The organism is Cupriavidus sp. R6-3 (genome assembly GCF_059772245.1).
In genome coordinates this window covers 1-18,168 of sequence record NZ_JCBAJO010000014.1, presented here as the reverse complement: position 1 = coordinate 18,168, position 18,168 = coordinate 1, and the positions used below count along the sequence as shown (strand labels likewise).

Below are 18,168 nucleotides of genomic sequence, written 5' to 3'. Positions count from 1 at the left end.
CAACAGGAGACTTCTCATGGCCTACCCTAACCCGTATCCACGCCCCGCACCGGATCCCTTCATCCGGCGGTGGCTCTTCATCACCGCCTGCATTGCTGCGCTCATGCTGCTGTGGCAGTTCCTGCCCGCCATCGAGGCATGGTTCAGTCCGCGCGAGGCGGCAGAGCGCACCGTGACGGCGCGCGGCGACTTGGCGGCGGACGAAAAGGCCACCATCGAACTGTTCGAAAAATCACGCGCCTCGGTGGCCTACATAACCACCGCGCAGCTGGTGCGCGACGTCTGGACGCGCAATGTCTTCTCCGTGCCCCGTGGCACGGGATCGGGCTTCATTTGGGACGACGCCGGCCATGTCGTCACCAACTTCCACGTCATCCAGGGCGCGTCCGAAGCCACCGTCAAGCTTGCCGACGGCCGCGACTACCAGGCCGCGCTGGTGGGGGCGAGCCCAGCGCACGACATCGCCGTACTCAAGATCGGCGTCGGCTTCAAACGCCCGCCTGCTGTGCCTGTCGGCACCAGCACCGACCTCAAGGTGGGACAGAAGGTGTTTGCTATCGGCAACCCCTTTGGCCTGGACTGGACGCTCACCACCGGCATCGTCTCCGCGCTCGACCGCTCGTTACCGGGAGAAGCGGGCGGCCCGACAATTGATCACCTGGTCCAGACCGACGCCGCCATTAACCCCGGCAACTCGGGCGGCCCCCTGCTCGATTCGGCCGGGCGGCTTATCGGCATCAACACGGCGATCTACAGTCCCTCCGGCGCCTCGGCCGGGATCGGTTTTGCCGTGCCGGTGGACACCGTCATGCGGGTAGTGCCGCAACTCATCAAGTCCGGCAAATACATCCGCCCGGCGCTTGGCATCGAGGTGGACGAACAGCTCAATCAGCGCCTGCTTGCACTGACCGGAAGCAAGGGCGTGTTCGTGCTGCGTGTCACCCCCGGCTCTGCAGCGCACAAAGCCGGGCTCGCGGGTGTCGAAGTCACGCCGCAAGGCATCGTGCCGGGCGACCGCATCATCGATGTTGATGGCAAGGCGACGGACGATGTGGCCAAGCTGCTCGCGCGGCTAGACGACAGGAAGGTCGGCGATGTGGTGGTCTTGTCAGTGGAACGGGCCGGCAAATCGCGCGAGGTGCGTGTGGAGCTGCAACCCGGGAATTGATTGAACTGAACCTGTGGATCAGGCGGTAGTGCAGCGTCGCGGCGATTGAGGTTCTCAGGTCTTCGGCCAGGTAGCGTTCCGCCTCAACCTCCGTAATTTTCGGATGCGATCTGCCTATCCGAATAGGCAAGCATGCAACGCCGGAACCTCTTGCCAATCATCGAAGGAGAAAGCGAGGCGCAATCCGCATGAGGTGGACGCAGGCCAGGAACGAGGCAAACAGGAGGCCGCATTGGAACTCAGACTACTGCGCTATTTCGTTGCGGTCGCGGAAGAACTGCATTTCGCGCGAGCGGCCGAGCGCCTTGGCGTAGAACAATCGCCTGTGTCGCGCGCAATGCGCAATCTCGAAGCCACGCTCGGCGTGCAGTTGTTCGACCGCAGCGCGCACCAGACGCGACTGACCTGGGCCGGTCAAGTGTTCCTCGGTGAGTGCCGGCGTGTGCTGGCCACCGTGGAGCAGGCGGTGAGTGCCGCAAAGGCGGCGGCGCAGGGCTATCAGGGTTATCTGCGCATCGCCATCTGCGCCAGCTTGGCGCAGCCCCACATTGCCACCTTGCTGGCGCGCAGCCGCGAGGAAGAGCCCGAACTGGAGATTCGCGTCTTCGAGCTGCCTTTCGCGCAGCAGCTCAAGGGCCTGCACAACGATCTGCTGGACATCGGCTTTGCGCTGTCGGACGCGGTGAGCGAAGGCCTTGTCGCCGAGCCCGTGTGGACCGATCCTCTGTCGGTGATCGTGCCCGTGCGCCACCCCTTGTTGGCGCACGCGGAAGTGCCATTGGATGAAGCCTTGAAGTTTCCGTTGGTACTGTGCCATCCGGACGCGGGATCGGGCTGCCACCACCAGATCCAGGCGGTGCTTCAAGGTGCGTCCAAGCCGCTCAAGCTGGTAGATCAGGTGACGAGCCTAGGCGTGATGCTGACTCTGGTCGGTGCCGGTTATGGCCTAGGTTTCGCCATTGCCTCGCAGGTGCAGACCCTGAACCGCCCCGACATAACCGTTCGCCCCTTGGCCGGCACGCCGCCCATGCTGTCCACCTACCTGCTGCGCCGCAGCGCCGAACCCTCTGAGCCCATGAAGCGGTTTCTGCAGCGCGCCCGCGAGGAGTTCCTGCCAAAGGGAGATGAACCGGCCTCGTGACGTTGAGCGCTCGGGTACATTGGCTACTGCTGGCTGTCCATGGCTCGCACTGGACTTGCTCGGAGCGCACGTGTCGCGGGTTTTTAGATCTGTCCGGTTTTGTAGCACATGAATTGTCCGCTTTTTTGCCGGGTGGCGGGGAGCGGCGGAGGGCGTAGCCCGGAGCCGGTTCCCGCCACCCGGCGGCGCGCCTGGCGGACGGTTCAGGCGGCCTGTTTCAGCTCCTTGGCGATCAGCTTGCCGTCGGGGGAATACGCGGCGAGCTTGCGCGGCCCGTGAAACACCGCCAGATTGCGATCGGCATAACGATGCACCCGTACTCTCGCCTTGACGTAGTTGCACCGGTGCCGGTCGGCGGGAATCTGCAATGACAGGTTGTCCAGGCGCACGCAGTTATCGTTGCCTACGGTGCGCTCGATCTGCTCGCATAGAATGTCCTGCAGATTGGCGCCGATCCAGGGTACGAATGCGCTGCCTTCCTCGCGGGCCGGCACGGCAAACTCGGCATTGAACGCCGGCAGATAGACCTCAGCCAGGTAGCGGTTGGCCTGCGCCATGTCGGTGATGCCCGCCAAGGCCAACTCCTTGGGCAGCCGGTCCTGATGGGTGGCGAAGGCGCGCTCGGAGCGTCCCCGCGCCTCGGGCGAATAGGCCGCAATCATCTCGATGCCCAATTGCTTCATCGCCCGCCCGAACTGCGTGGGGTGATCTTTGTCGACCTTGCCGCCCGCCTCGGGGGTGGTCCAATAATGACTGCCCCGGTCACTGTAGAACGAGCAGAACAGCCCCCGGGCGCCGATGACCTCGCCCACCCCGCGAAAGCTGCTTGCCGTGCCTTCCTCCTCGACGAAGAACATCGAGTAGTGCTCGTTGGTCGCATCATCCATCGTCACGATCAGATCCCACAGGTGCCCGGCCACCCATTCATGCCGGCTGCCGTCCTGATGGATCATCATGCCCGCCAGCGGCATGCGTTCGCGCTTCTTGCGGTGCGCGCCTTTACGCTTGCCCACCTCGACCAGCCCCGCCTCCTGCAGGCGCTTTTTGACCCAGCTGTAGCTGCGCGTGCCGCCCTCGCGCCGGTACCAGGCGTGAAAGTGCCGAACGTTCCAGCCACGATGGCGGCTGCGGTACCGATCGGTCAGCGCCACCACTTCATCCACCGGAGCGCGCCGGTTCGACACCTGCTCCAGGCGCCGATCAATCAAGCCATCCAACCCCTCGGATTCGAATCGCACCAGGTAGCGGCGGAAACTGTGCTCGCACATCCCCAGCAGCCGGGCCGCCTCCGCTTGCGTCAGCCGGCCAGCGTTCCATCCCTCATAAGCCTCTCCAAACCTCATCTTCCGGATCTCCTGTAGCAGCTCCGTCGGCCTCATCAGTCACCTCCCTGAGGCAACTATGACGACCGGACAGATCGCGTGCTACAAATCCGGACAACTCAAGAACTCGCGACACTTGCTCGGAGCGCACGTTGACCAAGCGTGGTTTTTCAGTCCATAATTATGTCCATCTCGGTTCGCCGAGTGCGGAAAACTCGTTATCGATCAACGAGTTGGGAACACGATGATGTTCCCATCGCCCGCTCCACCCTCCCCTGCAGTCCATCCCCTGGTCCGATCCGAAAGCGCTGTCCGTAAGCATGCGAACGGTCAAGGCCGCGCTCGTCTTGCGCTACGGTCCGCGGGCGGCTTCCCCGAATAACGCAGCGTCTCGATCAGCAAGGTCATCGCCCGCGACGAATGCCGGCGGCTCGGGTAGTAGAGGTGGTAGCCAGGAAAAACCGGGCACCAGTCCTCGAGCAATGGCACCAGGTCGCCCCGCTCGACGTGGGGCAGGATCATGTTTTCCGGAACGAAGGCCAGTCCCATGCCGGCCAGGGCGGCGGTCACCATCTGGTCGCTGTCGTTGGCCACGAATTGCCCATCCACGCGGATATTCAGTTCGCGCTTGCCCTTCCTGAACTCCCACGCGTACAGCCCGCCGTAGGTCGGCAAATACAGATTGATGCAGCGATGCCCGGTCAGCTCCTGCGGCGTCCTGGGGTGTGGCTTGCCGGCAAGGTAGGCGGGCGAGCCGACGACGGCGAAGCGCACGTCGGGACCGATGCGCACCGCGACCATGTCTTGCGCGACCAGGTCGCCCAATCGCACGCCCATGTCATAGCGGTCGGCGGCGATGTCCGACAGCCCGTTATCGAGGATCAGTTCGACGCGGACATCGGGATACGTCCGCATGAAATCACCCAGACGCGGCCACAGCACCGAATTGGCGGCGTGCTCGGTGGCGGTGATGCGAATGGTCCCGCGCGGCTGGTCGCGCAATTCCGCGATGGCGCCCAGCTCGGCCTCGACCTCCTCGAGGCGAGGCGCCACGGTCGCCAGCAGGCGCTCGCCGGCCTCGGTGGCCGAAACGCTGCGCGTCGTGCGAGACAACAGACGGACGCCGAGCCGTGCCTCCAGGCCCCGGACCGCCTGGCTCAGAGCCGACTGCGATACGCCCAGTTGCGCCGCCGCACGGGTAAAGCTGCGCGCCCGCGCGACGGCGATAAAGGCGGCGAGATCGTCGAAGGTCGTGCGCGGCATTGATAAGCCCTCCTTATAACCGCGTGCGAATCTAGCATCTTTTTCGGTCAACGGCAGTCGCGTAAAGTCGGCGCGGACGGTGGCGGACGCCTGAGCGGTGGCGCCCGTCGATCAATGACCGAGGAGCATCGCAATGAAGAGATCCCTGACACGAACGGCCCTGTGCGCCGCCGCGCTTCAGGCCGCGGTCGCCGGCGCGGCCGAGCCGAAGGCGGCGGACGGGCAGCGCATCACCCGCGTCGGCAGCCAGGCCTCGGCCGCCGGTCCGGCCGAGTACTTCACGGGGCGCGCGCGTATCGACCCGCTATGGCCAGCCGGCGACGACATCCATGCCTCCGGCGCAATGGTGACCTTCGAGCCCGGCGCGCGCTCGGCCTGGCACACGCATCCGGCCGGGCAGCGCCTGGTGGTGGTCTCGGGTGTCGGGCTGACGCAGGAGTGGGGCAAGCCGGTGCAGGAGATCCGGCCCGGCGACGTGGTCTGGTGCCCGCCCGGGGTCAAGCACTGGCACGGCGCGTCCCCGACGACCGCGATGACGCATCTTGCGGTCAGCGGCACCAGGGACGGCAAGAACGTCGAGTGGATGGAGAAGGTCAGCGATGCGCAATACCAGGACCGCTAAGGGATTGGGCGTTGCCTGCCTGGAAGCGCCCACATCGTCACAACTAATGGCGACCCGCGGCGCGGCTCCGTATGGGGAGGCACTGCGCTAGAATACGCGCTTGCCGCTGGCCGCCCGGCTCCACCAGGCACCGGCCACTGGCCCACGGAACCCATCATTCTCTGGCCGCCCCTCCGACACCGGGTCATTCCGAACGGTGAATCGCCCGGCAGCCTTTTTGTTGCCATGTTTCCCGACGATCCCATTCCGACCGAGGCCACCGTGCCCGACGACGAGCCGGCCGGCACGGCTGGCGATCCCGCCGCCAACGTCGCCCATCCCCGCCGCATCCGTTCCTTCGTGCGCCGTGCGGGACGGACCTCGACCGGCCAGCAGCGCGCCATCGACGAGCTCGGGCCCCGCTTCGTGCTGCCCTACACCGGCCAGCCGCTGGACTGGCAGGCCGCGTTCGGGCGCGCGGCGCCGTCGATCCTGGAGATCGGCTTCGGCATGGGGGAGACGACGGCGCATATCGCGCAGCTGCGGCCGCAGGACAACTTCCTGGGCTGCGAGGTGCACGAGCCCGGCGTGGGCGCGCTGCTGAAGCTGATCGGCGAACGGGGCATCGACAATATCCGCATCCTGCAGCACGACGCGGTCGAAGTGGTCGCCCACATGCTGACCGAGGAAAGCCTGGATGGGGTGCATATCTTCTTCCCCGATCCCTGGCACAAGAAGCGCCACAACAAGCGCCGGCTGGTGCAGCCGCCTCTGGTCAAGCTGCTGGCGAGCCGGCTCAAGCCCGGCGGCTATCTGCACTGTGCGACCGACTGGGAGGAATACGCGCACCAGATGGTCGAGGTGCTGTCGGGCGAGCCGACGCTGGCCAATACCTCGGAGGCGCCCGGCGGCTTCGCGCAGCGGCCGGACTACCGGCCGGTGACCAAGTTCGAGCGGCGCGGGCTGCGGCTCGGGCACGGCGTGTGGGACGTGGTGTTCCGCAAGAGGGGATAAGATTGCACTCCCCTCTCTCGCAAGCGAGAGGGGAGGATCTTCAACCGTGCCAGGCCACGATGCCCAGCTGCGCCGTCGCCAGCACCAGCACCCCGAACACGATCCGATACCAGGCGAACGGCTTGAAGTCGTGCGTCGCCACGAATCGCAGCAGCCAGCGCACACACAGGAAGGCCGACAGGAAGGCGAACACGAAGCCGACCGCGAACACGCCGATGTCGTCGGCCGACAGCAGGTTGCGCGCCTTGTACAGTTCGTAGACGCTGGCGCCGAAGATCACCGGGATCGCCAGGAAGAACGAGAATTCGGTCGCCACCTGGCGCGACAGGCCGAACAGCATGCCGCCGATGATGGTGGCGCCCGAGCGCGAAGTGCCCGGCACCAGCGCGAAACACTGCGCGATGCCGACCTTCAGCGCGTCGCGCCAGTTCATGTCGTCGACCGATTCGATGCGCGGAGCGCTCGCCTTGGCCGCTTCCAGCAGCGCATTGCCCTGCGGATGCGAGACCTGCCCGCGCCGGCTCTCGCGCCATTCGGCCAGCAGGATCACCAGCCCGCCGACGATAAATGCGGTCGCCACGGTGATCGGGTTGAACAGATAGGCCTTGATCCAGGGGCCGAGCAGGAAGGCGAGCACGATCGCCGGCACCGTGGCGATGATCACGTTCATCGCGAAACGCTGCGCGCGCGGCTCGGTGGCGAGCCCGCCAACCACGTCGACGATGCGCCGGCGGAATTCCCAGCAGACGGCCAGGATCGCGCCGAACTGGATCACGATCTCGAAGATCTTGCCCTTCTCGTCGTTGAAGTTCAGCAACTCGCCAGCCAGGATCAGGTGTCCGGTGCTGGAGATCGGGAGAAACTCGGTCAGTCCTTCGACGATGCCGAGGATCAGGGCTTTGAGGGCGATGGCAATATCCATGCGATGGCGGACGATTGGAGCGATTCAGGGACAATGCGCCCGCCGGCCGGCGCATTGGCGCAGCCACACGAGCACGCGTAATTGGCAAATTGCGTTGATACCGGGGGACGACCCTGGGCGGCACGACCATGCCGCCCCGCGATGGCCGGGCGAACGCCGGCCTCGCCATGGATTGTTCTGCGCTGCTACGGACGACTGATCTTGACGTTGATGCCGTCCGGCAGCACGGTGATTGTACCGGGCTCGACACGCGTCCCCCCGAACTTGAGCTCGTCGGGCTTGAACGTGTAGAGCGGATAGTCCTGCAGCAACTGCTCGGCCAGAATGCCGCCGAGCGCGTTCAACTGGCGCGAGTACTGCTGCGGCAGACCGGCCACGTCGAACTGCTTGACCTCGGGGTCCTGCAGCACCAGCGAACGGGTCGACGGGTCGTAGCGCAGCGCGCTGTCCAGCGCGAACCGTCCCTTCATCGCCTCGCGGAAGAACAGCCGGTTGTCCAGTGTGGCGTCGAACGTGATGCTGACGCGATTGCGCTGCGGATCGAGCAGCAGCTGCGGGTTGGCCAGCTGGATGTCGAACAGCTGCATGTAGCGCTGGCTGAACGGGAACTTGCGCTCGAGCGCCGCCTGCAGCTGGCTCTGCGAAAAGGTGTATTCATTGCCCACCCAGCCGCAGCCGGCCAGCCAGGCCGTCACGGACACGGTGAGTGCGGCGGTGCCGCAGGCCGCCAGCCAGCGCCGGCGAGAAATCGTGGCCATCCACAGGTCTCCAGATTCGGTCAGGCGCCGCGGGCCGATGCCGGCGCGGTCGCGACCTCAAGTTGCGTCAGCCAGTGCAGCGCCGCCTCGCGCGATTCGCCGCACATCTCGGCCGACGGCCGCAGGCCGCCGCAGAAGGCGGGCCGCTCGGGGCGGCCGAACACCGCGCAGCGCATGTCAGGTAGCAACTGCGCGCACGGCACGCCGGCCGGCTTGCCGTGCGGCATGCCCGGCAGCGGCGAGGCGATCGACGGCGCGATACAGCAAGCGCCGCAACCGGCACGGCAGGAAACGTCAGACTGGCAGGACATCGCAATGGTTCAGAACGGCTTTGGCGCCATTGTGCACCACCGCACCGCCATGGCCTGTGTTCCCGCCCACATCCGGGCGGCGCGCTTGACCGCTCCGGAGGCGCACACTACATTACTGACCCATCGGTTATTTATTTCGCCGCCCGTCCTGGCCCGGCGCTCCCCCTGCAGTGAATCCACCCCAAGTCCCACGCCTCGATGCCCGCGTTGGCGCCAACGAAGGTGCGAACGACGGTGCCAACGACGGCGCCCCCGAAGCGCGACGCTGGTCGCGCCGCAAGTCCGCCCGCCCGCAGGAGCTGGTGGCGGCCGCGCTCGACCTCTTCGTCGAGCGCGGCTACGCGGCCACGCGGCTGGAGGACGTCGCCGCGGCGGCCGGCGTGTCGAAGGGCACGGTCTATCTGTACTTCGCCAACAAGAAGGAACTGTTCAAGACCGTGGTGCGCGAGAACCTGGTGCCGGCGCTGGTGCGCGGCACCGATCTGGTCGACAGCTACGAGGGTTCGACCCCTGAGCTGCTGCGCGAACTGCTGCGCGGCTGGTGGGGCCTGATCGGCGCGACGCCGGTGGCGGGCCTGACCAAGCTGATCATGGCCGAATCGGCCAACTTCCCCGATATCGCGCGCTTCTACCACGAGGAAGTGATGGTGCCCGGCGACGAGCTGTTCGCGCGCGTGCTGGCGCGCGGCGTCGCACGGGGCGAGTTCCGCGCGCTGCCGGCCAATCCGACCACCACGCTGATCTGCGCCCCGCTGGTCTTCCTGATGCTGTGGCAGCGTGCGTTCCGCATCGGCTCGGACGTCGACATCGACCCCGAGGCGTTTCTCGACAACCTGCTGCAGGTGCTGCTGTTCGGCCTGACGGCCGGGGCCGCGCGCGATACCCCGCTGCCGCCGCAGGCCGGCCCCTACGTCTGGGAACAGATCCGCGACGAGATGCAGCAGCAAGCCCGCTTGCAGGGCGACGCGCCCGCCGACGGCACGACGCCCATCACGGTACATGGCGCCGGACGTACCGCCGGTCACAGCACCGTACGCAGCAAAGTCAGCACCAAAGCCGGCACCAAAGCCAGCGCCAAGGTACGCACCCACCCCCGGCCCACCGCACGCGCAAACGGCCGCCCTGCTCCGGCGGCCACTCCCGAACCGAAACCAAAGCGCCGCCGCACCGGCCGCGCCCCTGACGATGAAGATCTCGCGTAACAAGCTGCTGCTCGTGGTGCTGGCCCTGGCCGTACTGGCCGGCGCCGGCGCGATGGTGCGCAAGGCCAGCGGCAGCAAGCAGCCCGCCGCGGTGGCCGCTGCCCCGGCGGCCAACGTCATCGAGCTGCTGCAGACCGATGTGGTCGCCGCCGCGGCGCACGACCTGCGCGTGACCCTGCCCTTGTCCGGCAGCCTGCGTGCGCTGAACCAGGCCGCCGTCAAGGCCAAGGTTTCGGGCGAGGTGCGCGACGTGCTGGTGCGCGAGGGCGAACCGGTGCGCGCCGGCCAGGTGATCGTGCGCATCGATCCGACCGAATACCAGGCCAAGGTCACGCAGGCCCGCGGGCAGATGCTGGCGCAGCGCGGCCAGTACGAGAACGCGCGCCAGACCTGGGAGCGCAATCGCGACCTGGTGGGCCGCGGCTTCATCTCGAAGACCGCCTTCGACAAGTTCCAGTCCGAGCTCGACGTGGCCAAGGCCAACCTCGATGCGGCCGAGGGCGGGCTGGCGGTCGCGCAGAAGGCGCTGGCCGACACCGTGGTCAAGTCGCCGCTGGACGGCATGGTCGCTGTGCGCTCGGTGCAGCCCGGCGAGAAGGTTTCACCCGACACCGCGCTGCTGGAGGTGGTCGATCTGCGCATCCTCGAGCTGGAGGCGCCGGTGCCGATGGCCGATGTCGGCCGCGTGGCGATCGGCCAGCCGGTGCAGCTCGACGTCGAGGGCGCGGGCCGCTTCGAGGGCAAGCTGGTGCGGATCAATCCCGCCGTCACGCAGGGCACGCGCAGCATCATGGTCTACATCCGCGTCGACAACCCCGAGCACCGGCTGCGCGCCGGCATGTTCGCGCAAGGCGGACTGGTGCTGGGACAGCGCGCCGGCGTGGTGTCGGTGCCGATCACCGCGGTGCGCACCGAAGGCGAGCGCGCCTTCGTCTATGTGATCGAGAACGGCATGCTGGCCGAGCGGCCGGTGGAGCTCGGCATTCGCGACGACAGCGCCGGGCTGGTCGAGATCGCCGGGGGCCTTGCCAGCGGCGCGCAGGTCGTGCGCAGCAATCTCGGCACCTTGCGGGTCGGCAGTCAGGTTCGCCTGATCAAGGCCTGAACGAGCGGAGCGCCCGATATGTGGTTCACGCGTCTGTCGATCCGCAACCCGGTGATGGCCACCATGATGATGATGGCCTTCATCGTGATCGGGCTGTTCTCGTACCAGCGGCTGCCGGTCGACCAGTTTCCCGACATCACGTTCCCCATCGTCGTGGTGCAGACCGAGTACCCGGGCGCGCCGCCCGAGTCGGTCGAGTCCGATGTCACGCGCAAGGTCGAGGAGATCGTCAATACGATCTCCGGCATCGACGAGATCTTCTCGCACTCGTACCAGGGCACCTCGGTGGTCGTGATCAAGTTCGACCTGAGCGTCGACGTGGCCCAGGCCGCGCAGGACGTGCGCGACAAGATCGCGCTGATCCGGCCGCAATTCCGCGACGAGGTCGAGGAACCGCGCGTGCTGCGCTACGACCCCTCCGACGCGCCGATCTTCCATCTGTCGGTATCGAACGCCCCCGGCTCCGCGCGCAGCCAGCGCGAGCTGACCACCATCGCCGACCAGATCGTGCGCAAGCGGCTGGAGACGGTGCGCGGCGTCGGCGCGATCAGCATCGTCGGCGGCACCAAGCGCGAGATCGAGATCCGCATCCGGCCGGCCCAGCTCGAGGCGCTGGGCATCGGCGTCGACCAGGTGATGACCGCGATCCGCAACGAGAACCAGGAACTGCCGGCGGGCGAGCTGCGTTCCTCGGCGACCGAGACCGTGGTGCAGATCAAGGGCCGCGTGGTCGATCCGGCCGCCTTCAGGCAGATCATCGTCGCGCGGCGCGGCAATCAGCCGGTCACGCTCGAGCAGGTGGCCGAGGTGCGCGACGGCGAGCAGGAGCAGGAGAGCCTGGCCCTGCTCGGCGGCAAGCGCGCGCTGTTCCTGTCGGTGGTCAAGGCGCAGGGGCAGAACACCGTCGATACGGTGGACGGCCTGGTCCGCATGACCGACGAGGTGCGCAAGCTGGTGCCGGCCGGCGTGCAGCTGACCGTGATCAACGACAGCGCGCGCGGCATCCGGCGCAGCGTCGACGAGGTCCGCTCGACGCTGCTCGAAGGCGCCTTCCTGACGGTGGCGATCGTCTTCCTGTTCCTCGGCTCGTGGCGCAGCACGGTGATCACCGGCCTGACGCTGCCGATCGCGCTGATCGGCACCTTCGGCGTGATGTACCTGTTCGGCTTCACGCTGAACGTGATCACGCTGATGGCGCTGTCGCTGTGCGTCGGCCTGCTGATCGACGACGCGATCGTCGTGCGCGAGAACATCGTGCGGCACAACCTGATGGGCAAGAACCACCGCGCGGCGGCGCTGGACGGCACCGAGGAAATCGGCCTGGCGGTGCTGGCAACGACGTTCTCGATCGTCGCGGTGTTCCTGCCGGTCGGCTTCATGGGCGGCATCATCGGCCGCTTCTTCCATCAGTTCGGCATCACCGTGGTGGCCGCGGTGATGATCTCGATGTTCGTGTCGTTCACGCTGGACCCGATGCTGTCGTCGGTCTGGCACGATCCCGACCTGCACGGCACCGGCAACAAGCGCAGCTGGTATGGGCGCAGCATCGGCCGGCTGCTGGACTGGTTCTCGGCGCGGATGGACGCGCTCGGCCACGGCTATGGCGCGATGCTCGGCTGGGCGCTGAAACACCGGCTGGCCACCGCGCTGATCGCCGTGGTGACCTTCTTCGGCAGCTTCGCGCTGGTGCCGCTGATCGGCACCGAATTCGTGCCCAACGCGGATCTGGGCGAGACGCAGATCGGCTTCACCACGCCGGTGGGCACGGCGCTCGAGGTCACCGAGGCCAAGGTGCGGCAGGTCGAGGCCGCGCTGCGCGAATTCCCGGAAGTGGCCTACACCTACGCCACCATCAACGCCGGCAATACCTCGGGCCGCAACAACGCGCTGGTGTCGGTGCGGCTGGTCGACCGCAAGCAGCGCGAGCGGACCACCACGCAGCTCAATCCGCTGATCCGCGAGCGGATGAACCGCATCGCCGGCATCACGCTGACGATGGTCGGCATGCCCGATGGCGCCGGCGGGCAGAAGGCGATCCAGGTCTCGCTGCAGGGCGACGACCTGGGCGAGCTGAAGCGGCTGTCGGAGGAAGCGTCGCGCCGGATGCGGGCGATTCCGGGCCTGGTCGATCTCGATTCGAGCATGAAGGACGATCGCCCGACGGTGGAAGTGCGCATCCGCCGCGAGCTCGCCTCGGACCTGGGCATCGGCATCACGCAGATCGGCAACGCGCTGCGGCCGCTGCTGGCGGGCGACGCCATCAGCAGCTGGCGCGCGCCGGACGACGAGAACTACGACGTGCGCGTGCGGCTGCCGAAGGACGCGCGCACCGGCATGGCGGACCTGTCGGCGCTGATGATCGCCAGCACGCAGACCAACCCCGACGGTTCGCCCCGGATGGTGCCGCTGCGCCAGATCGCCGAGCTGGTGCCCACCACCGGCGCCAACCAGATCAGCCGCCGCGACCTGAACCGCGAGGTCGAGCTGACCGCCAATACCGCGGGCCGCTCGCAGGGCGAGGTCGCGCGCGACATCAAGCAGGCGCTCGACGGCATGACGTGGCCGGTCGGCTACAAGTACCGCTTCGGCGGCTCGACCAAGTCGATGAACGAATCGTTCGGCTATGCGGTGTCGGCGCTCGCGCTGGCGGTGATCTTCATCTACATGATCCTGGCCTCGCAGTTCGCCAGCTTCTTCCAGCCGATCGCCATCATGACCTCGCTGCCGCTGACGCTGATCGGCGTGTTCGCGGCGCTGCTGCTGTTCGGCTCGACGCTGAACATGTTCTCGATCATCGGGTTCATCATGCTGATGGGGCTGGTGACCAAGAACGCGATCCTGCTGGTCGACTTCGCCAACCAGGCGCGGCGCGGCGAGCACGGCAAGGCCCCGCTGTCGCGCGAGGCCGCGCTGGTCGAGGCGGCGCGCGTACGGCTGCGCCCGATCCTGATGACCACGCTGGCGATGATCTTCGGCATGGTCCCGCTGGCCTTCAGCCTCGGCGAGGGCGCCGAACAGCGCGCGCCGATGGGGCAGACCGTGATCGGCGGCATCATCACCTCGTCGATCCTGACGCTGGTGGTGGTGCCGGTGATCTACACCTACCTGGACGATCTTGGCGGCTGGCTGGCACGGCGCTGGCGGGGCAAGGCGGCGGCGGAGGGGACGCAGGGCGGGGCCGAGGCAGTGGCCCCGGCGGGCCCCCAGCAGGACCACGAGCGAGGCCACGGCCAAGGCCACGTCCAAGGCCACGAGCCCGCCAACCCCGCCCGGCCTGCCCCCGGCCGGCCGGCGAGCGCGGAATGACGCGCGGAATGACGGCCCGACCTGTCGGCCACAGGCGCCCGGCCCCCCGCTCCGGTCGGATGCCCCGGCGTCACGCCGGGGAGTTAAAATGTCGGGTTTGACGGAATTCCCCGGCCCCTGGCACCGCGCGGCCGGAACACGAAACAGATAGCGGTTGGCATAGCAAGGAAGGCAAGATGGACCTCGAAAAAGCCCGATTCAACATGATCGAACAGCAGATCCGGCCCTGGGACGTGCTGGATCAGGAAATCCTCGACCTGCTGGCCGTGGTCAAGCGCGAGCAGTTCGTGCCCACGGCGTACCAGGCGCTGGCCTTCGTCGATACGGAAATCCCGCTGCCGGGCGGCCAGAACATGCTGGCCCCGCGCGTCGAGGCCCGCGTGCTGCAGGAGCTGGGCGTGCGCAAGCACGAGAACGTGCTGGAGATCGGCGCAGGCTCCGGCTACATGGCCGCGCTGCTGGCCCATCGCGCCCGCCATGTGCTGACGGTCGACATCCGCCCCGAGCTCGCCGCGCTGGCCCGCGACAACCTCGCCAAGGCCGGCATCGTCAATGTCGAGGTCGCCGAGGGCAACGCCGCCGAAGGCTGGCCCGCCGGCGCCCCCTACGACGTGATCTGCATCTCCGGCTCGCTGCCGGTGGTGCCCGAGGCGATCCTGTCGCAGATCAAGGTCGGCGGCCGCATCGCCGCCTTCGTCGGCACGCTGCCGGTGATGGAGGCGCAGCTGATCACGCGCGTGTCCGACACCGAATACCAGACCGTCAATCTGTTCGAGACCGCGGTCGCCCCGCTGACCGGCGCCAAGGCGCCGTCGCGCTTCCAGTTCTGAGCCGGAAAACCACCATGCAGCAGATTACCGCCACCGAGTTGTCCCAATGGCTGGGCGACGCCAGCCGCGCCAAGCCGGTGCTGCTCGACGTGCGCGAGGACTGGGAAGTCCAGACCTGCGCGCTGCCCGGCATCACGCATATCCCGATGGGGCAGATCGTCGCCCGCGCGGCCGAGCTGGACCCGGACGCCGAGGTCGTCTGCGTCTGCCATCACGGCGGCCGCAGCATGCAGGTAGCCAACTTCCTGGAGCGGCAGCATGGCTTCGGCAAGGTCTACAACCTGAGCGGCGGCGTGCATGCCTGGGCCGAGCAGGTCGATCCCGCGATGCCGAAGTACTGAGCGGACGCTAACCGTCGGCCGCGCCGCGTCCGACAAGCTGGAGACGTCATGAGGTTTGCGCTGTGTCCCGCGCGGAGTGCCGCGCATGCTGTTGCGTCGAATGTTGCGTCGAATGTTGCGTCGAATGTTGCGTCGAATGGTGTGCCGATCGGTGTGTCGGATGCTCTGAGCGAGGATCGGCGCGGTCGCCTTCCGCACGCGCCTTCGCGCGCCGCCTCCGGCGTGGCGCTGGCGCTGTGCCTGGCCGCCCTGCTGCCGCTTCCGGCCAGCGCGGCCGACCTGCTGCAGGTCTATCGCGAAGCGCAGTCCAACGACGCGCAGTTCGCCAGCGCGCGCGCCCAGCTTGCCGCCTCGCAGGAACGCCTGCCGCAGGGCCGCGCCGGCCTGCTGCCGCAAATCAACGGCGTGGCCGGTGTCACCCGTACCAAGATCGACCAGAGCGCGCCGATCGACGCCAACCGCTTCCTGAACAACAAGAACTGGGCGCTGCAGCTGACCCAGCCGCTGTTCCGCTGGGATCGCTGGGAAACCTACAAGCAGGGCGAACTGGCCGCGCTGGCGGGGGAAGTCACCTTCAGCCAGGCGCAGCTGGACCTGATCACGCGCACCGCGCAGGCATATTTCGACGTGCTGGCCGCGCAGGACAACCTGTATCTGGCCGGCGCGCAGAAGCGCGCGATCGCCGAGCAGCTCGAACAGGCCAAGCGCAATTTCGAGGTCGGCACCGCGACCATCACCGATACCAACGACGCGCAGGCCCGCTACGACCTCGCGGTCTCGACCGAGATCGCCGCGCAGAACGAGCTCGAAGTCCGGCGCGCGACGCTGCAGCAGATCACCGGCAGGCCGGTCGACGAACTGATGGGGCTGCGCCCCGCTGCCGATATCCCGGGTCCGCAGCCGGCCGACGTCAACCTCTGGGCCCAGCAGGCCGAACAGACCAACCCGCAGGTCAGCCTCGCCCGCTACAACCTGGAAACGGCGCAGCGCGAATACAACAAGGCGCGCGCCGGCCACCTGCCGTCGGTCGACCTGGTCGCCTCCTACGGCTATCAGGACTCGTCGGGCCTGATCCAGCAGCAGGTCAACGTCGCCAGCCGCTACAACAGCGCGCAGATCGGCGTGCAGCTGACCATTCCGATCTACGCCGGCGGCCAGATCCAGTCCCGTGCGCGCGAAACGCTGGCGCTCGCCGACCGCGCCGCCAGCGATCTCGAGTTCGCGCGCCGCACCGCGGCGCAGAACGCGCGGCAGACCTTCTCCGGCGTCTCCAACGGGCTGGCCCAGGTGCGCGCGCTGGAAGCGGCCGAACGCTCGGCGCAGACCGCGGTCGAGTCGAACCGGCTCGGCTACGAGGTGGGCGTACGCATCAACATCGACGTGCTGAACGCCGAGGCGCAGCTGTTCTCGACCCGCCGCGATCTCGCCCGCGCCCGCTACGACACCATCATGAACGGCCTGCGCCTGAAGGCCGCCACCGGCTCTCTCAGCGAAGACGACCTGGTGCAGATCAATACGCTGCTGACGCTGCCGCCGGGCTCGATGTACAAGCTGCCCGAGCCGCCGAAGGCCGCCGCGCCGGGCGCGAAGCCGGCGCGGACGGCAAAGCGCGGCTAGCGCCAATCGATCCACGGCCATCGGTGCAATGCCGATGGCCGAATTCCTTCCGTTCGCGCCGCATCGGCAAAGGGGCGATCCCCTCCCTCTCGCGATTCAATCCGCCATGGGCGTGCGCGCCGCCGGGGAGAGGGGGTTCTCTCCCCATCGGTAAAACCTGCTTGCCTTCAATTCACCCGCGTACGCCGCTGTACCTCCAGCAGCTCCCAGCGGATCGCGGACGCATCGGCCGGGGGATTGGGCACGCGGTACTCGCGCACGCGCAGCGTGTAGGCGATGCCGGGCTCGAAATCGAGCCCTTCGATCGGCCCGTACCACAGCTGCCAGGGGGCGTTGGGATCGTCGCGGACGCGATAGCAGGTCTGCTTGCCGACGCCGGTGCATTCGACGCGCTGCGAATCCACATAGACGGTCTTCTCGACGCCCGACGCGGCGGCCTGGCCTTGGCCCTGGCCCGTCTGCCCTGACAGGCCTTGCTGGCCCTGCCCTTGCTGCCCATCGAGCCGATCGCCGCGGCGGCCCACGCCCTCGCGTTCGACGAAATGCAGCAGATCGCCATCGGCGGTCTTCCAGATGATCTGGCGGCCCGTGGAGCCTGCCGACGGCTGCGTGCCGACCGTCGTAAACGGCGACTGCATCGCCTTCAGCAGGCTGTTCTCCACCTCCATCAACGGCGGCGGACAGGCGCGGCGCGTGCTGGCGACGCGATCGAAGCGCATGCCGCTGTCGGTCTTGCCATAGCTGCCCGTCATGCGATTGCAGCCGGTGTTGCCGGTGACCGTGCCCTGCGCCGCGTCGATGCCGGCGTTGAACTCGAACAGCACCGGCTCGCCGTTATCGCCATGCGGGATCTGTTTCAGCGAGCCGTCCGGCATCTGCCAGCGCACCAGCTCCCAGCGGCTGGGGCCACCGGGCCGGGTCTCGCTCAGGGTCGGCGTCGCCGACGGCGAATCGGGGGCCGGCGCGGTGACGCAGCCGGACATCGCGGCACCAAGCAGCGCTGCGGCCGCGGCTGCGGTACCCATGCGGAAGGACAAGGACATCGGTTCGCTCCTCGAGTTGGCGGGATGCATCGACGACGATGATGCGTCCCGAAGCAAAGAGAGTGCCGGACGCACCCACAAGGTGACGCCACGCAGGACGCCACGGAGGACGCCACGGAGGACGCCACAGGGACGCCACAGGGAGGCCACAGGGACGCCACAGGGGGACGCCCGGCAAGTGTACGCAATCGATTTGACGCAGCCGGGATCAGCGAGTGCCCGGG

15 protein-coding genes and 1 pseudogene are annotated in these 18,168 nt (G+C 67.6%); 10 read left to right on the top strand and 6 right to left on the bottom strand.

Annotated elements, in window-relative coordinates; genetic code table 11:
• Window positions 1-16 precede the first annotated feature (16 nt).
• Both AC6EI8_RS04770 and AC6EI8_RS04765 read left to right on the top strand, forming a co-directional pair.
• Complete coding sequence (locus tag AC6EI8_RS04770; RefSeq protein WP_498381406.1) at window positions 17-1,168, top strand: S1C family serine protease; 1,152 nt, start codon at window positions 17-19, stop codon at window positions 1,166-1,168.
• Window positions 1,169-1,400: 232 nt separating this feature from the next.
• On the top strand, window positions 1,401-2,309 hold the full coding sequence (locus AC6EI8_RS04765) for a LysR family transcriptional regulator (protein ID WP_498381405.1): 909 nt from the start codon (window positions 1,401-1,403) through the stop codon (window positions 2,307-2,309).
• A 203-nt stretch (window positions 2,310-2,512) separates the two neighbouring features.
• On the opposite strand, the gene AC6EI8_RS04760 is transcribed toward AC6EI8_RS04765, so the two are convergent.
• Together AC6EI8_RS04760 and AC6EI8_RS04755 are read right to left on the bottom strand one after the other, a co-directional pair.
• Window positions 2,513-3,652, bottom strand: a complete 1,140-nt coding sequence (locus AC6EI8_RS04760; protein WP_498381404.1) for an ISNCY family transposase — start codon at window positions 3,650-3,652, stop codon at window positions 2,513-2,515.
• 309 nt (window positions 3,653-3,961) lie between these two features.
• On the bottom strand, window positions 3,962-4,894 hold the full coding sequence (locus AC6EI8_RS04755; protein ID WP_149318006.1) for a LysR family transcriptional regulator: 933 nt from the start codon (window positions 4,892-4,894) through the stop codon (window positions 3,962-3,964).
• A 133-nt stretch (window positions 4,895-5,027) separates the two neighbouring features.
• On the opposite strand from AC6EI8_RS04755, the gene AC6EI8_RS04750 reads away from it, so the two are divergent.
• Complete coding sequence (locus tag AC6EI8_RS04750) at window positions 5,028-5,516, top strand: (R)-mandelonitrile lyase (protein ID WP_498381403.1); 489 nt, start codon at window positions 5,028-5,030, stop codon at window positions 5,514-5,516.
• Between the two features lie 225 nt (window positions 5,517-5,741).
• Window positions 5,742-6,509 carry a tRNA (guanosine(46)-N7)-methyltransferase TrmB gene (gene trmB, locus AC6EI8_RS04745; protein ID WP_149317764.1) on the top strand — a complete coding sequence of 256 codons (768 nt, stop codon included), beginning with the start codon at window positions 5,742-5,744 and terminating at the stop codon, window positions 6,507-6,509.
• A gap of 40 nt (window positions 6,510-6,549) precedes the next feature.
• Here trmB and AC6EI8_RS04740 read toward each other — a convergent pair whose 3' ends face one another.
• From AC6EI8_RS04740 to AC6EI8_RS04730, 3 genes are all read right to left on the bottom strand, one after another.
• Window positions 6,550-7,431: an undecaprenyl-diphosphate phosphatase gene (locus tag AC6EI8_RS04740; RefSeq protein WP_150084329.1), complete on the bottom strand. Its 882-nt coding sequence runs from the start codon at window positions 7,429-7,431 to the stop codon at window positions 6,550-6,552.
• Window positions 7,432-7,616: 185 nt separating this feature from the next.
• Window positions 7,617-8,189 carry a DUF1439 domain-containing protein gene (locus AC6EI8_RS04735; protein WP_150084330.1) on the bottom strand — a complete coding sequence of 191 codons (573 nt, stop codon included), beginning with the start codon at window positions 8,187-8,189 and terminating at the stop codon, window positions 7,617-7,619.
• Window positions 8,190-8,209: 20 nt separating this feature from the next.
• A complete protein-coding gene (locus AC6EI8_RS04730) occupies window positions 8,210-8,500 on the bottom strand; it encodes a YkgJ family cysteine cluster protein (RefSeq protein WP_149317761.1) in 291 nt (96 codons plus the stop codon).
• Between the two features lie 122 nt (window positions 8,501-8,622).
• On the opposite strand from AC6EI8_RS04730, the pseudogene AC6EI8_RS04725 reads away from it, so the two are divergent.
• The 6 genes and pseudogenes from AC6EI8_RS04725 to AC6EI8_RS04700 form a co-directional block, all read left to right on the top strand.
• Window positions 8,623-9,489, top strand: a pseudogene (locus AC6EI8_RS04725) (TetR/AcrR family transcriptional regulator); the annotation flags it as partial.
• A 265-nt stretch (window positions 9,490-9,754) separates the two neighbouring features.
• A complete protein-coding gene (locus tag AC6EI8_RS04720) occupies window positions 9,755-10,807 on the top strand; it encodes an efflux RND transporter periplasmic adaptor subunit (RefSeq protein ID WP_498381421.1) in 1,053 nt (350 codons plus the stop codon).
• An 18-nt stretch (window positions 10,808-10,825) separates the two neighbouring features.
• Window positions 10,826-14,113, top strand: a complete 3,288-nt coding sequence (locus tag AC6EI8_RS04715; protein WP_498381402.1) for an efflux RND transporter permease subunit — start codon at window positions 10,826-10,828, stop codon at window positions 14,111-14,113.
• A gap of 176 nt (window positions 14,114-14,289) precedes the next feature.
• Complete coding sequence (locus AC6EI8_RS04710) at window positions 14,290-14,943, top strand: protein-L-isoaspartate O-methyltransferase family protein (protein ID WP_149317759.1); 654 nt, start codon at window positions 14,290-14,292, stop codon at window positions 14,941-14,943.
• 14 nt (window positions 14,944-14,957) lie between these two features.
• Entirely contained in the window at window positions 14,958-15,284 is a 327-nt protein-coding gene (locus tag AC6EI8_RS04705; RefSeq protein WP_149317758.1) for a rhodanese-like domain-containing protein, read from the top strand.
• 222 nt (window positions 15,285-15,506) lie between these two features.
• Window positions 15,507-16,901, top strand: coding sequence for a TolC family outer membrane protein (locus tag AC6EI8_RS04700; protein WP_149318003.1), 1,395 nt, complete (start codon window positions 15,507-15,509; stop codon window positions 16,899-16,901).
• Between the two features lie 167 nt (window positions 16,902-17,068).
• Here the strand turns inward: AC6EI8_RS04700 and AC6EI8_RS04695 are convergent, their stop codons facing one another.
• A complete protein-coding gene (locus tag AC6EI8_RS04695) occupies window positions 17,069-17,944 on the bottom strand; it encodes an META and DUF4377 domain-containing protein (protein WP_498381401.1) in 876 nt (291 codons plus the stop codon).
• Window positions 17,945-18,168: the final 224 nt, after the last annotated feature.

Bases quoted from the DNA above. Each gene is read 5' to 3' on its own strand.
- AC6EI8_RS04770 (WP_498381406.1), top strand. From the start codon at position 17: ATGGCCTACCCTAACCCGTATCCACGCCCCGCACCGGATCCCTTCATC.
- AC6EI8_RS04760 (WP_498381404.1), bottom strand. From the start codon at position 3,652: ATGAGGTTTGGAGAGGCTTATGAGGGATGGAACGCTGGCCGGCTGACG.
- AC6EI8_RS04755 (WP_149318006.1), bottom strand. From the start codon at position 4,894: ATGCCGCGCACGACCTTCGACGATCTCGCCGCCTTTATCGCCGTCGCG.
- AC6EI8_RS04750 (WP_498381403.1), top strand. From the start codon at position 5,028: ATGAAGAGATCCCTGACACGAACGGCCCTGTGCGCCGCCGCGCTTCAG.
- trmB (WP_149317764.1), top strand. From the start codon at position 5,742: ATGTTTCCCGACGATCCCATTCCGACCGAGGCCACCGTGCCCGACGAC.
- AC6EI8_RS04740 (WP_150084329.1), bottom strand. From the start codon at position 7,431: ATGGATATTGCCATCGCCCTCAAAGCCCTGATCCTCGGCATCGTCGAA.
- AC6EI8_RS04735 (WP_150084330.1), bottom strand. From the start codon at position 8,189: ATGGCCACGATTTCTCGCCGGCGCTGGCTGGCGGCCTGCGGCACCGCC.
- AC6EI8_RS04730 (WP_149317761.1), bottom strand. From the start codon at position 8,500: ATGTCCTGCCAGTCTGACGTTTCCTGCCGTGCCGGTTGCGGCGCTTGC.
- AC6EI8_RS04720 (WP_498381421.1), top strand. From the start codon at position 9,755: ATGGTGCGCAAGGCCAGCGGCAGCAAGCAGCCCGCCGCGGTGGCCGCT.
- AC6EI8_RS04715 (WP_498381402.1), top strand. From the start codon at position 10,826: ATGTGGTTCACGCGTCTGTCGATCCGCAACCCGGTGATGGCCACCATG.
- AC6EI8_RS04710 (WP_149317759.1), top strand. From the start codon at position 14,290: ATGGACCTCGAAAAAGCCCGATTCAACATGATCGAACAGCAGATCCGG.
- AC6EI8_RS04705 (WP_149317758.1), top strand. From the start codon at position 14,958: ATGCAGCAGATTACCGCCACCGAGTTGTCCCAATGGCTGGGCGACGCC.
- AC6EI8_RS04695 (WP_498381401.1), bottom strand. From the start codon at position 17,944: ATGTCCTTGTCCTTCCGCATGGGTACCGCAGCCGCGGCCGCAGCGCTG.